The 13,012-nt window shown below is 35.3% G+C and carries 12 protein-coding genes; 4 read left to right on the forward strand and 8 right to left on the reverse strand.

What is annotated here, in order from left to right:
* Window positions 1-105 precede the first annotated feature (105 nt).
* The 4 genes from I5677_RS05200 to I5677_RS05215 form a co-directional block, all read right to left on the reverse strand.
* Window positions 106-657: an ABC-2 family transporter protein gene (locus I5677_RS05200; protein WP_197660522.1), complete on the reverse strand. Its 552-nt coding sequence runs from the start codon at window positions 655-657 to the stop codon at window positions 106-108.
* 247 nt (window positions 658-904) lie between these two features.
* On the reverse strand, window positions 905-1,402 hold the full coding sequence (locus tag I5677_RS05205) for a hypothetical protein (RefSeq protein WP_197660523.1): 498 nt from the start codon (window positions 1,400-1,402) through the stop codon (window positions 905-907).
* A gap of 317 nt (window positions 1,403-1,719) precedes the next feature.
* Window positions 1,720-3,324, reverse strand: a complete 1,605-nt coding sequence (gene ppcA / locus I5677_RS05210) for a phosphoenolpyruvate carboxylase (RefSeq protein WP_197660524.1) — start codon at window positions 3,322-3,324, stop codon at window positions 1,720-1,722.
* Between the two features lie 346 nt (window positions 3,325-3,670).
* Window positions 3,671-4,375: an SDR family oxidoreductase gene (locus I5677_RS05215; RefSeq protein WP_197660525.1), complete on the reverse strand. Its 705-nt coding sequence runs from the start codon at window positions 4,373-4,375 to the stop codon at window positions 3,671-3,673.
* A gap of 717 nt (window positions 4,376-5,092) precedes the next feature.
* Between I5677_RS05215 and I5677_RS05220 the strand changes: the two genes are divergently transcribed.
* Window positions 5,093-7,420 carry a CotH kinase family protein gene (locus tag I5677_RS05220; protein ID WP_197660526.1) on the forward strand — a complete coding sequence of 776 codons (2,328 nt, stop codon included), beginning with the start codon at window positions 5,093-5,095 and terminating at the stop codon, window positions 7,418-7,420.
* Between the two features lie 169 nt (window positions 7,421-7,589).
* On the opposite strand, the gene I5677_RS05225 is transcribed toward I5677_RS05220, so the two are convergent.
* Window positions 7,590-8,366: a helix-turn-helix domain-containing protein gene (locus I5677_RS05225; RefSeq protein WP_197660527.1), complete on the reverse strand. Its 777-nt coding sequence runs from the start codon at window positions 8,364-8,366 to the stop codon at window positions 7,590-7,592.
* Window positions 8,367-8,647: 281 nt separating this feature from the next.
* Here I5677_RS05225 and I5677_RS05230 point away from each other — a divergent pair, with 281 nt between their 5' ends.
* The gene (locus tag I5677_RS05230) at window positions 8,648-8,923 is read left to right on the forward strand and encodes a hypothetical protein (protein WP_197660528.1); all 276 of its coding nucleotides are present in this window, start codon (window positions 8,648-8,650) and stop codon (window positions 8,921-8,923) included.
* A 210-nt stretch (window positions 8,924-9,133) separates the two neighbouring features.
* Here the strand turns inward: I5677_RS05230 and I5677_RS05235 are convergent, their stop codons facing one another.
* Complete coding sequence (locus tag I5677_RS05235; protein WP_197660529.1) at window positions 9,134-10,462, reverse strand: replication-associated recombination protein A; 1,329 nt, start codon at window positions 10,460-10,462, stop codon at window positions 9,134-9,136.
* Window positions 10,463-10,803: 341 nt separating this feature from the next.
* On the opposite strand from I5677_RS05235, the gene I5677_RS05240 reads away from it, so the two are divergent.
* Window positions 10,804-10,989 (forward strand): DUF4250 domain-containing protein, encoded by a 186-nt coding sequence (locus I5677_RS05240; protein ID WP_197660530.1) that lies wholly within the window; start codon window positions 10,804-10,806, stop codon window positions 10,987-10,989.
* Here the strand turns inward: I5677_RS05240 and I5677_RS05245 are convergent.
* Window positions 10,973-11,467 carry a VanZ family protein gene (locus tag I5677_RS05245; RefSeq protein WP_197660531.1) on the reverse strand — a complete coding sequence of 165 codons (495 nt, stop codon included), beginning with the start codon at window positions 11,465-11,467 and terminating at the stop codon, window positions 10,973-10,975. The genes I5677_RS05240 and I5677_RS05245 overlap by 17 nt on opposite strands.
* A 278-nt stretch (window positions 11,468-11,745) precedes the next feature.
* Between I5677_RS05245 and I5677_RS05250 the strand changes: the two genes are divergently transcribed.
* Window positions 11,746-12,405 (forward strand): YigZ family protein, encoded by a 660-nt coding sequence (locus I5677_RS05250; protein ID WP_197660532.1) that lies wholly within the window; start codon window positions 11,746-11,748, stop codon window positions 12,403-12,405.
* Between the two features lie 8 nt (window positions 12,406-12,413).
* Here the strand turns inward: I5677_RS05250 and I5677_RS05255 are convergent, their stop codons facing one another.
* Window positions 12,414-12,704: a DUF6514 family protein gene (locus I5677_RS05255; RefSeq protein WP_197660533.1), complete on the reverse strand. Its 291-nt coding sequence runs from the start codon at window positions 12,702-12,704 to the stop codon at window positions 12,414-12,416.
* Window positions 12,705-13,012 lie beyond the last annotated feature (308 nt).

Genomic DNA, 13,012 nt, shown 5'->3' on the forward strand with positions numbered 1-13,012 from the left:
AAGTCCATCAAGATATTCCTGTGAAACTTTCGCACGGAACTCAGTAGTGTGTGGTGATTTGGACATAAAAATACCTCCTAAGTAGATTTTGGTTATTTCCCTTGTCTACTTAAGAGGTATCTTATCACCTAAGGATGTGCTGTTTTTGATTGACATAGCAAGGAGACCAAGTAGAAAACTACATATAAAACTAAGTAAAAATGCGGGTATTGCAACAGCTACAAACCGAAGTAGAGATATAGGAGTAAGAAATGTAGGGAATATAATCAGGCTATAGATCACCATTCCCGGTAACAAGTCCATCATCATAGCTATCACCCTGGAGGAAAAACAAAAAGCAAGCTCACTCTTAAAAATTGAGATAGGTCGAAGCAAATCTCCAGTTAAATCCCCGGTAATAATCTTTCTTGACATATCTTGTACGGTTGAATTCCAAACAAAACAATTTATGATCATTATCCCGGTAAAAAACCATACCATCTGTGGAAGCTCATAACCCTTTATGGTCGAAGTTTCGTTATATGCATAGATACTTTTAAACAAGGTATAGTTAATTAACACTAAAATAGGCTGCGACAATAGTGTAATCGCAAATGTCCATTTATATTGAATAAGTACTTTAAAAGATGTCTTTACTATTTCCCAAAAGACTTTCATGCTACCTCCTGATCCACCTGGCATAAGACTGCTAAAAGTTATTAACAAGCAACTCCCATGTAAATATAAGGTTATGTTTACTTAAATATTGTAAATATTAACATATATTTCTGCTCATTACAACATGATTATGACTTATTGCAAAAGCTTATCAAAATATATGTAAATATATTACCTCTAATTGCTCTAATCATAGATAGCCTGCCACACACGTGACAGGCTATTACTTTAATTTATAGTAACATGACTATTTGCTATGTACCGGCTTACTAATCTCCTTGCACCTTTTAGATCTTAAAAAGTACAGGTACCATACAATACTAAATACCAGAACATAAGAAAGCGGTATTATCAGTTCTCCCATCAGCATTTCGCCGTTGGTTTGATACTGATCAACGCCCCCGCCGATTAAGTTTTCATTGTTAATCCTGTGTATATATATTATCAATACGCTGATTGTTGAAAAAACCGCCCGAACGATTAGATAGTTCTTAGAGATGATAACCATATTCCTTCTTAACATAAAACAGGTCGCCGCAGTAAATACAGTAAAAAGAATGAATAGGATACCCATTACCATAAAACCAATAGCGAGGACAGGGACACTCTTAAAAATTTCGTAAATTTGCGAATTAAAGGATAGGATCTGTAAAATATCAATTAATAAAATCATGATAACAAATAATAGAATAAATCCTCTTTTTTCTTCGTTATATTCATATGGCTTTCTAAATTCCTCATCCATAAAAAAGTTCCCCCTTATGTAATAAACATAATTATAGACTATGCTAGTTTTTCTTATCGCCAACATAATATGCGAATGTATCATTTGAGCTATATTATATAACATCATCCATTTAATGGCAATTAATCTTTCGTAATAAATTCATAGATAGATTATTAATCTTTTCAGGATTACCTTATTTGGGATTTAAATTTAATAAAATATTAAACAGTAGATAAAAATAGGTCTGTTGAATCATAGATATGACGGCATACTCCCGTAATATTTGTTTCAACAGACCCTATTTTTATCGATAATTGAATTATATTTTCTTATCCTTAGCCCAGACTCCCTCTGATACTACCCATCTCTTTCAACCAGTGTTGGAGTAGTTCAATCTCATGAGGGCGGGAGATATCAGCTGCTTTTTCCAGATGACTGAATATTCCAAGGGAGGAATCCATCAGAATATGATAAATATCGGTATGCTTCTCTTTCTCAGAAAGAAGTGAAAGTCCAAAAATATCACAACAATAATAGATATCTTCCTCGATTAACCTAACAGCCTCATCATCAAATACTCTTCTAATATTATTTAGATTGATAAATCTGATATCATATTCAAGGTCTGCTTTTAAGGTCGGACAATTTTTTAAGAAATCATCCAGTGCCTTCTGTCCCCACAATCGGCGGATACGATTTAATCCCCTTCCTGTTCCAATAAAGGATGGTGGCAAACCTACCGAATATAAAGTTGCCGTAAAGGTGATTGCTCTGGGTAGAGCGATTTGTACATCTGTATCATACTTATAAAGCTCTTCTCGTATTTTATCTTCGCTAACAAACTCTGCTATTTCTCTTGGCTTAGCTACATCTCTTGCATAACCCACACCGCTGTTACGGGATAAGCGATCTCTTTGTTTTGGCATATAATCCGAAAACTTAGCAACTAATGGCATTATCTTTAAAAACACATCTAAATAAGTACAAGTGAAGATACCGATACAGTTATATAAATTCTTTAACTCTTCTTCTGCATATATATGGGGCATACTCTTAGGTAGTTCTTCCCTAAGAATTTCAGAGAGTTTTTGTGTTTTATCCCGAGATTGATCGTACCTGATACCTGATTGTATCGTAATTGTTCTTAACCCCGGATATGTTTTTAACACATTATGAATATTATCAAGAGTAATGTGTCCCCGAAACGGAAGTGCTCCACCTCCAAAAATCGGGTAAACATCAATACCCAGGCTATTTCCCGCTTCATAAGCTTTTGATATAGCAATCCGATTGGCTAACATAGCACTTACATTACCATAGGAAAGTGCGGAATCGGATCTACCTAACATGAACCGTAAATATTCAGTTTTGTTGCTTTCGCTATTTAAATTAGTAACAAAATCCTTAATAATTTGATCTATCTTTAGTAATTCCGGGACTTCTTCAAACAAAGGTATGATCTGAAGTGTATCTATCTTTCCTTGCGTAATAAATTCCTGATGAGTCAATGCTATGACAGACTCAATTCGTTTCTTGACTTCAATTAATTCCTTTGAAGAGCTGGCCATTGGCAGAATTATTTCAATTACAGCTTGTATATTGGATAATTCTTTTGAGCTTACGATTGTCTCCATAATTGATAAGAAGGCCATAATTTGTCTAAATGCTGTTTCTTTTCTCGCGTTGGCTACCCTAGGAGTAACATATACATCTTTTCCCGGAATGATATTTCTTTGCAACAGCTCCATTACTACTTGTGCTGTTTGATGGTACGGAGTTAGCTTCCCTTCAAAATCAATCATAACCTCTTCAAGTCCAAGACCTTCCGGTACTGCCCTCAAAGCATCCAAAGCTTCCGCCGGCTCTTCTTGTACGGATATATATCTGGTGGCAGAGTCCGGATGCTGTGTCATCATAGTTGTAGGTATTCTTCTTTTCATGTTATTATCCTTTCTATATCATAAAATCTACTTTTTTCTTTAATATGCCATTTTACTACTATTATTAATCGCTTCGTCTTAGCGTAAATAAAAAAGCCAATACCTTATACGCATTAACTGCATACAGGGTATTGACTTACTTTAGACTGATAATTAATATCTTTCTTCCGTCTGTCATTTATTAATATTAGATCTGGTTTTAAATAAATTACTTTCACTTTAACAAGTTATGTTGAGTATTATATACTGTTAGCTAACAATATGCAATATTTTTTACTAATAACGTGAAACCTACTATTCTCTACGAATAATGGAAAACCTTATTCGTAGAGAGTGATTTTGAATGCTACCACGGATATTCATTTCCTTCATAATCAATAAAAATAGGTTGATCATGGTCATTTCTGTCCTTAAATAACTCAATCAATCTGCACGCTGTCTCATATGGATCGAACCGTGCATTACTACCTCCCATATCCGTTCTCATCCATCCCGGATGAACAGCCAGAACAATAATGTTATCTTTTTTAAGATAATTTGCCAGAATTTTTGTCCCCATATTAAGTGCAGCTTTTGACATGCAGTAATCATATTCTTTCTCTCTTTTACATTCTGTTATACTTCCGCTCTCAGAAGAAATATTGATAATTTTAGCAGAAATACTTTTCCTAATAAAGTGTATGAATGCCTTTACCACTCTGATTGCTCCCAGACAATTTACATTATATACGTCCATACAATCATCTATATCTGCCTTTTCAAGTATTTCAAAAGATGAGCTATTATGAATTGCAGCATTGTTGATTAATATATCCAACTTATCGGTATAGTTAGATATCGAATTTACTGCCCGATTAACTGAATTCGTTTCTGACACATCCAACTCTACTGGTATCAAGGTATCCGGATATTCTTTTTTGAGTTTAATTATGTTAGGATCTGTCATATCTCTTACCCCTGCGAACACAACATCTCCATCTTTCAAATATTTATTTGTCAAGCAATAACCCAGGCCTCTGGATGCTCCTGTAATCAATATAGTGTTTTTCATTTTTATCTCCTTACTTTATATTTTTATTATCCACTCATAAGTTAACAGTATTATATAAGAATTCATATATAATTAAAACATAAATGCATGTTATACCAATGATTACCTTATATGTAAAAAACTTATATTGCATAATTTAACGAAATATGAATTAAAACCAGATTAGCTTAAAGCCATACCTCATCTAATCTATATCTTTCATCAAGTTACAATATCCGCAATGCGGGTTTTCATTACTCACGTTTTACTTCGCGCAATTTAAATGGGGTTGTTCACCAAAATAAAATTCTTCTGCCGGTATTCATTCTAACGCTAATGAGTCAGGAGGAGAATCTACCTGATTATAATTTAGTTCTTTATGACCATTTATCGCCTCCGCACTATAGCCAGACAAAAGGATAATGACTCCAAGGATAAAAGTAACTGTTTTTTTTATATTTATTCATATATACTACTACCATTTTCATCTTTATTGTTTCGTAAATATTATAGTCGTATCATACTATATGAAATATAATATAACAATAGGAACATACAATTATTACCTGATGTTATAAGCCTGTCTCTGATCCAGTTCAAAATGTTTTAAAGTCCAAACTAATTTCGTAATCAAGTTTTGTACATTGTTTTATGATAGGTTTCATATTATAATACCTTTATCCATATTTTTCTTTTATTAATGGGACAAATATGATCAATTCTAAGGAGCATACTGCCATGAGAAAAATGAAGATATTCTTTCTATTAATGACCCTCATTATAGTCCTAACTTCCTGTGCAAAGACAGGCACCACTATAACCAATACAAAAGATGTTGACTCCGGGGCATTGACAGTTCCTACCTCGAATAAACCAAGTGAGCATACTATGTCTGAAGAAGTTATTAACCCTTCCGATGAATACAATATTCTTGGTAATAAAAACACATCGAAGGAGGATCAATTCACAGTCTTAATTAATGAGGTCTGTTCTAAAAATTCCGGCAGTATCGCTGCCAAAGATGGTGAATATTATGATTGGGTTGAATTATATAATCCTACTGACAAAGCAATAAATCTTGAGGGTTACGGTCTATCCGATAAGGCTTCACAGCTTTTTCGTTATACCTTTCCAAAGGTAACAATTCCTGCCGGTGGCTATCTTCTTGTTTATGCTAACGGTAGTGCAGACCCAAACAATAATAATGATAGAAATATAGAACTACTCACCGACTTTGGCATATCAGCAGAGGGAGAGACCCTTATGCTCAGCACTTCAGATGGTACTCTAATGGACACAGTAACTGTTCCTGCAATTACCGAAGGTTCTACTTACGGCAGACAGCCGGATGGCAGCCAGAATTACATAAGCCTTAAACCAACTCCAAATACATCGAATCATGAAGCCTCTACCCTATCATCTCATAAGGAGCCCTTTTTTTCTGTTGAAAGTGGTTTTTATAAGGAGCCCTTTGAATTAACCATAACAGCCGCGGAAGATCAGCGTATTTACTATACCACTGACGGAACAATTCCTACCAATAAGTCAGACGAATTACAAGCAAGCAATTCATTAACGGTTTCTGACCGGTCTAAGAATGAGAATCTATATGCTTCACTAAGTGGGACAACAACCGGTAAGTTTTTTGCACCGTCTATTCTAATCAATAAAGCAACGATTATCCGGGCAGTAGCTTATGATGAAGAAGGAAATAGCAGTAAAGTAATAACAAAAACTTATTTCGTAGGTTTTGAGGATAAAGCTGATTATTATAAGGAGGTAGCAATTATATCCCTGGTAACAGAACCGGAACATTTATTTGATTATAATACCGGTATATATGTAACCGGTGCCGTTCATGATAGCTGGCTGAACGGCCCTGAATATAATGCTAACACCAGATACTGGCACCAGCCTGCGAATTATAAACAAAGCGGTAGAGAATGGGAACGACCTGCCCATATGGAGTATTTTGACGATTACGGGCAGATGAAAATATCACAGGAAGTTGGCATTCGCATGCGTGGAGGGGCCTCCAGGGCTTTCCTACAAAAAAGCTTTAATATCTATGCAAGAAGTGAGTATGGAAATAATCGCTTTACTTATGAATTATTTCCCGGACTTTCTTCTGAATACGATGGCAGTGTAATAAATACCTTTAAATCTATCATGCTTCGTAATGGCGGTAATGATACGGAACTAACAAAAATTAGGGAAGTAATGATCCATCGTCTTTCTTCAGAGCTTAAATTTAGTACGCAGGCATCGAAACCAGCAATTGTGTTTTTAAACGGTGAGTTCTGGGGACTATATAACTTACAGGAAAGATACAGTGAAGAATATATAGAAAGTCACTACGGAGTGGATAAGGATAATGTTATTATTGTTAAAAAGGATAAAATTGATGAGGGTGAAGAGGCAGATATTGAACTATATCAAGCCATGCTGCAATATCTAGCTTCTAATGACCTAACAATTTCTAAGAATTATGAAACATTTAGCACAATGATGGACATAGAAAGCTTTATCGATTATATCAGCGTAGAGATTTTGGTAGCCAATAAGGACTGGGGTAGCAATAATGTTATGTTATGGCGTTCGAGAACAGTGGAGGAAAACAATCCCTACGGAGACGGCAGATGGCGGTGGATGCTTTATGATACGGAATACTCAACCGGATTAACCTATGAAAATTCTCTGGCCTATGATGCTAAATATAATCCTTCCTCCTATCGTGATAATACGTTTCATACCGTATTTAACCCCTCCTGTACCATAGGATATATATTTACGAATCTAATAAAAAACAACACCTTTGAACAACAGTTTAAGGCCAGATTTTTGGAAATAGCTGAGAAAGACTTTAAACAGGATACCGTCCTGAAACTATTGGATGCATATAAGGAAGCATACCGCCCGATGATGGTGGATACTACAATTCGTTACAGTCCCCTATCAGAAGAGGAAGCAATCAAGCAATTTGATTATGAGGTGAGCAAAATAAGCTACTTCTTTGAAAAACGCTACAATTATATAATAGGGATACTTGGTAATATTTTTCACTAGTGTTTATCACCTTTAGCATCATATTTATTAGAGAAGCTTTTATTATTATAAAAACAGAAGGAACACTCGTTTATCGATTGTTCCTTCTGTTTAACCTTTATTTTTTCCATCTGTTACAGGAAGTTTATGACACTACAGATAGTACTGGACTTTTTATTATAATCAGTATTTATTTTTCATAAATGATATCACCCTCACAGTGAACGTCGCCTTTAATTTCTTTACAACGTATCGTACCTTTACATTCTACGCCGCTTTCAATAATTCCGCAAAGGATGTCGCCGGTGCAATTAACATTGCCGCTAATTTCTCCACAATTAATGTTTCCTTCGCATTTAACACTACCTTCAATATCTCCACAATTTATTTTATCGGAGCAGGTCGCATTACCGCCGATGTTACCGCTATTAATTCCCTCGTTGCATTCTGCATTACCGCCGATATTGCCACAATTTATTTTCTCTTGGCATATAGCATTGCCGCCAATATTACCGCAGTTTATTTTACCACCGCAATTAACGTTGCCGCTAATATTACCTTCGATATTTGCATTGCCCCAGATCTCTGTATGTAATTCAATTTTGGATTCACCATTGATGATATCCTCCGGTATTTTTAAACTTATGTTCTTATCCTTTTCCCAGGTTTCCGCTCCAAGCATCTTTTTGCCTCTAAACTGTACAATCCTTAAGGTGTCATCATCCGGAAGTTCTCCATAGATTACAACCTCTTCCTTACCTTCATTATAAAACAGATAATCAATGGTAACGCCAAAGAATTTAGCTATTCTGGGAATTTGCATAATATCAGGTAGCGATGAGCCGGTCTCCCATTTTGAAACTGCTTGTATACTGATATCAAGCGCAGCAGCCAGAACATCCTGTGTAACATTTCTTTCTTTACGTAATCTTTGTATATTATTTTTTATATTTTCGTTCAAATCCATAAATCCTCCTATCCTACGGTTTCCTAAGATCGTATTTCTATATTCTAATTTATATAGTATTATCGAAGCTTCTGCTGTCAGTATAACTTCTTCCATAAAATGTTACAATAACTTGTTGGTTTAACAATTCAACTAACGGTTGATTATTAGCTACGGGTGGCACTACTGATTACTTATTTCTATGCTACCAGATATGAAACTTGCTTTTTAGCTAAGGATTCTTTATAATGTGAATAAATAGAGTATTGATTGATTATTATTTTAGAAGAAAGGATAATCTTATGAATAAAGTAAAGCGTATCGCCGCTATCGTTGGTATCGTTTTAATTCTAACCTTAATCATAGTGACCTTTATATCCGCATTTATTGCTCCTGAGCTCTTCCTAGCCGGTATATTCAGTATCATTGTAGTCCCTATGATGATATATGCATTTATTGCAGTGTATCGCTATGTTCATCGAAATGATGAACCAATGAATAACGATATCGCCGACAATGAGGAAGACAACCTGGAAATAAAAGATGAAGATGTAAGTGAAGAAGAAGGTACAAAATAGTAAACACCATATCAATGAGGTTGTCGCATATATATAACTGTTAAAATTAAAGTGGGCTATGGAACTTCCCTTCATGCACTATTTGGAGAATAGCTTTGATGTTTGTTTGTACTCCAACTAGTGTAGGGGAACTCCATAACCCGTTTTGTTTTTCTTCTCTTCTCGTGTGACAGCTCTATGCTTTACACAGTACCTTTTCTTCTATTTTTCTCATTTCATATCTTTCCCTTTAATTTTCTTAAAATATTCCTGGATTTCCACCTCATATCCGTTATCGGAAGGTACATAAAAAACCCTGTCTTTTAATTCATCGGGAAGATACTGCTGCTCTACATAGTGATTTTCATAGTCATGGGCGTATTTGTAACCGATTCCATGACCTAATTTTGAAGCACTTTTATAATGGGCATCCATAAGATAAGATGGAATTGTAGCTGTCTTCTCATTCTCTACTACTTTCATGGCCGCTCCGATAGCACTAACCGCAGAGTTACTTTTCGGCGCACAGGCTATATAAGCTGCTGCCTGGGCAAGTACAATCTGAGCCTCCGGCATTCCAAGCCTCTCAGCTGCTAAAGCTGCAGACGTTGCTACTACCAGTGCATTAGGATCTGCATTGGATACATCCTCAGAAGCACAGATCATAATTCGTCTGGCTATGAAGGCTACCTCCTCACCCGCATAAAGCATCCGAGCAAGATAATAGATAGCAGCATCCGGATCCGATCCTCTCATACTTTTGATGAACGCTGAGATCGTATCATAATGGTTGTCCCCATTTTTATCATACTTTAATACTCTCTTCTGTATACACTCGGAAGCTACTGACAACGTAATATGGATGAAACCGTCCTCCGAGCGTTCTGTCGTGAGGACCCCCAACTCAATGGCATTCAAAGCAGCTCTGGCATCTCCGTTGGAAATGTCAGCTAAAAACTCAAGAGCATCTTCGTGAAGGATAGCTTTATAAACACCAAGTCCCCTCTCCTCATCTTTAACAGCCCTCATAAGCAATGTCTTAATATCTTCCTTATCTAAAGGCTTTAATTCAAATATAATAGACCTCGAAATCAAAGCGGAATTCACTTCAAAGTACGGATTCTCTGTTGTTGCACCGATTAACACCACAGTTCCATCTTCAACAAAGGGAAGTAGATAATCCTGCTGCCCTTTATTAAAACGATGAATCTCATCAATGAATAAGATGGTTTTCTTACCATACATGCCGAGATTATTCTTCGCTTCTTCAATGACAGCCTCCATATCCTTCTTGCCGGAGGACGTTGCATTAATCTGGGTAAACAAAGAACTGGTTGTATTGGCTATCACTTTAGCCAACGTCGTCTTTCCGGTTCCCGGAGGACCATAAAAAAGAATTGAGCTTATCTTATCCGCCTTGATTGCCCGGTACAAAAGCTTATCCTTACCAATGATATGACTTTGACCCACCACCTCATCCAGAGTTTTAGGACGAAGCCTGGAGGCCAGAGGCGCTTCTTTTTTCATTGTATCTTTTCTCATATAATCAAATAAATCCATGACAACCACCTTTCCGGACGCCATATTCTATGTATAATGACATATTTTTCTCATCATAAATAATATATTTTTTTATTCTTTCTATCGAATGTTACATCAGTGATTTAGTATTCATCACATTTATAATTATTCTATTACTATAAAAAAGTTGTTTGATTAACTCCTACCTATCTAAACATAAAGTTTTATAAATTAAACTCTTTATAGAATTAGCTATTATCTATTACTGATTAAACCATCTATAACCCTCTCTCAGGACTATTGCTTTAAAAATAACTCTTGAATTTTATAAAAAGTCATGCATAATAAAGGTTATACTACATTTTAAAGGAGTCCCGTTTATGACTTTACCAAAAGATCCAATTATATTATTAAGCTATATTAATACAAAGTTGCGGGATGAATTTTCCTCTTTAGATGAGCTTTGTAAAAGTCTTGATATTGATCGCTCTAAGCTGGAGAAAATTCTATCCTCTATTCATTACACCTATAACGAAAAACGTAACCAATTTAATCCTCAGATATAATAACCCGCCTACGTTTTCTATGGATATAACATAATGTAACAATATAATATAGGCAAGCTCCAACCGTTGCTCCCGCAGTATCTATAATTACATCACTGATTTCACCACTCCTTCCGGGAACAAAAAGCTGATGTATTTCATCAGAAGCAGCATACATAGCTGTGAAAAATATAGTAAAAAGAATGAGCCGATAACCTCTATTTTTTCTTTTCCATAATGGAAAGGCAATGGTGATTGCAAGAAGCATATACTCCGTAAAATGTGCTCCCTTCCTTATGAAATGTTCAATTGTTCCCAACTTTTCAAGTCTTATATCCCCTTCCAGCGGCTTCTCTACTATTGTTTCATATACATTTAAAATACTGTTGGCAATGTTCATACTGTCCTCAGATGAAACCTGTGCCGGTTTCGATGAGAAATAAAATATTATGCCCATTAGAATAATAGCAGGTAGCCATGTTATTAAACCTGACTTCATATCTTCCTCCATTCAACAGAATCCATGCCGAATTAATGCTGTCTTACTAATATTATACAACGCATATCTCGCTTATGCAAACAAATGTTTGTACAAGTTCTTTTTAAAGTTCTTATATCTCTACGTTTATTCTATTCATAATATCATATTATGTTTATCAATTACAACCAAAGAAACAGTTCACTCGTAAAGTAAAATAATTGAATGCTAACTCACCTGTTGCAGACTGTTAATAAGCTTGCTATAATTTAATAAACACAATCAGCAGAGGTGAAGTTATGATAACGGATGTTAGTAAGTATAAAACCATATATGAGGGTGGAATCGGAGAATTTATCATGAAAAAGTCCCGATTTATAGCTACGGTACATCCAGTTGAAGCAGAAGAAGCAGCAATTGAATTCATTGACGAAATGAACAAGAAATATTGGGATGCATCACATAATTGTTATGCTTACGTGATTGGTACGATTAATCCTATCATGCGCTGCTCGGATGATGGGGAGCCAAGTCAAACAGCGGGTAAACCTATGCTTGATGTCTTATTATCCCATGAATTAACCAATCTTTTGGTTGTGGTAACCCGCTATTTTGGTGGAACACTTCTTGGTACCGGTGGATTAGTAAAGGCATATCAGTCTGCCGTTATTGAAGGACTTAACAACAGCCGAATTATCACAAAAGAACTGGGAATACGCTTACAGATGCTTACAGATTACAGCCATATTGGGAAAATACAATATTATATCGGGCAGGAAACATTGCCTGTACTATCATCAGAATATACGGATAGTGTAAAGCTTGAACTAATGATTCCTTTTAATCAATATAACAGCTTCGTAAAAAAAATCACAGACCTCACCAGTGGTTCGGTAAATCTGCAAAAAAAAGAACAGGCATACTTCACAATGATTGATGATGAAGTATACCTCTTTTAAAATATGTATCAGCTATATTGCGTTACCAAATCATCCAGAATTTCAACCATTGAAATTGGAGTCACTTCATGTTGGAATAACTTCTTTAACATGGATAGGACTGTATCCTTCGAATATGATATTCCACATACCTCTTCTGTTTCTACTTGATTATCCATATGTTTTGTAATACGGATTCCATAATATGATGTTGTTGGATTGCTCTCTAATTCCTTCTCCGTGAGACAATAATCAAGTTTCATGCTTCTTTTGTCCTCCAAAACCACCTCATTACTAAACACTACCTGCGCTTTTATCATAATAACACCCCCATAATAAGAAATAATAACAGAAAATAACTGACGAAATCTATTATACACAGAAAATATCTTTTTTAAAAGCAAAAAGCAACGCACTATTTTATCGTATTCGTTATGTTTCGACATATTCACATGTTTCGTGTATATAACTATATCGTTCTGTCATGTCGATTGTGTTTTCATGTATTTTTATGAAGTAAATTCTCCTATTATTTTCTTGTATTTTTCTTTTTCTGTATATAAATACCATTTTCTGGTTATTACTTAGCTGTAATACATATTTAACTTTATTTCATCGCTTGAATTTG

The sequence above is a fragment of the Mobilitalea sibirica genome (genome assembly GCF_015999265.1).
GTDB lineage: Bacteria > Bacillota > Clostridia > Lachnospirales > Lachnospiraceae > Mobilitalea > Mobilitalea sibirica.

Bases quoted from the DNA above. Each gene is read 5' to 3' on its own strand.
- I5677_RS05230 (WP_197660528.1), top strand. From the start codon at position 8,648: ATGAATAAAGTAAAGCGTATCGCCGCTATCGTTGGTATCGTTTTAATT.
- I5677_RS05240 (WP_197660530.1), top strand. From the start codon at position 10,804: ATGACTTTACCAAAAGATCCAATTATATTATTAAGCTATATTAATACA.
- I5677_RS05200 (WP_197660522.1), bottom strand. From the start codon at position 657: ATGAAAGTCTTTTGGGAAATAGTAAAGACATCTTTTAAAGTACTTATT.
- I5677_RS05220 (WP_197660526.1), top strand. From the start codon at position 5,093: ATGAGAAAAATGAAGATATTCTTTCTATTAATGACCCTCATTATAGTC.
- I5677_RS05235 (WP_197660529.1), bottom strand. From the start codon at position 10,462: ATGGATTTATTTGATTATATGAGAAAAGATACAATGAAAAAAGAAGCG.
- ppcA (WP_197660524.1), bottom strand. From the start codon at position 3,324: ATGAAAAGAAGAATACCTACAACTATGATGACACAGCATCCGGACTCT.
- I5677_RS05205 (WP_197660523.1), bottom strand. From the start codon at position 1,402: ATGGATGAGGAATTTAGAAAGCCATATGAATATAACGAAGAAAAAAGA.
- I5677_RS05225 (WP_197660527.1), bottom strand. From the start codon at position 8,366: ATGGATTTGAACGAAAATATAAAAAATAATATACAAAGATTACGTAAA.
- I5677_RS05250 (WP_197660532.1), top strand. From the start codon at position 11,746: ATGATAACGGATGTTAGTAAGTATAAAACCATATATGAGGGTGGAATC.
- I5677_RS05245 (WP_197660531.1), bottom strand. From the start codon at position 11,467: ATGAAGTCAGGTTTAATAACATGGCTACCTGCTATTATTCTAATGGGC.
- I5677_RS05215 (WP_197660525.1), bottom strand. From the start codon at position 4,375: ATGAAAAACACTATATTGATTACAGGAGCATCCAGAGGCCTGGGTTAT.
- I5677_RS05255 (WP_197660533.1), bottom strand. From the start codon at position 12,704: ATGATAAAAGCGCAGGTAGTGTTTAGTAATGAGGTGGTTTTGGAGGAC.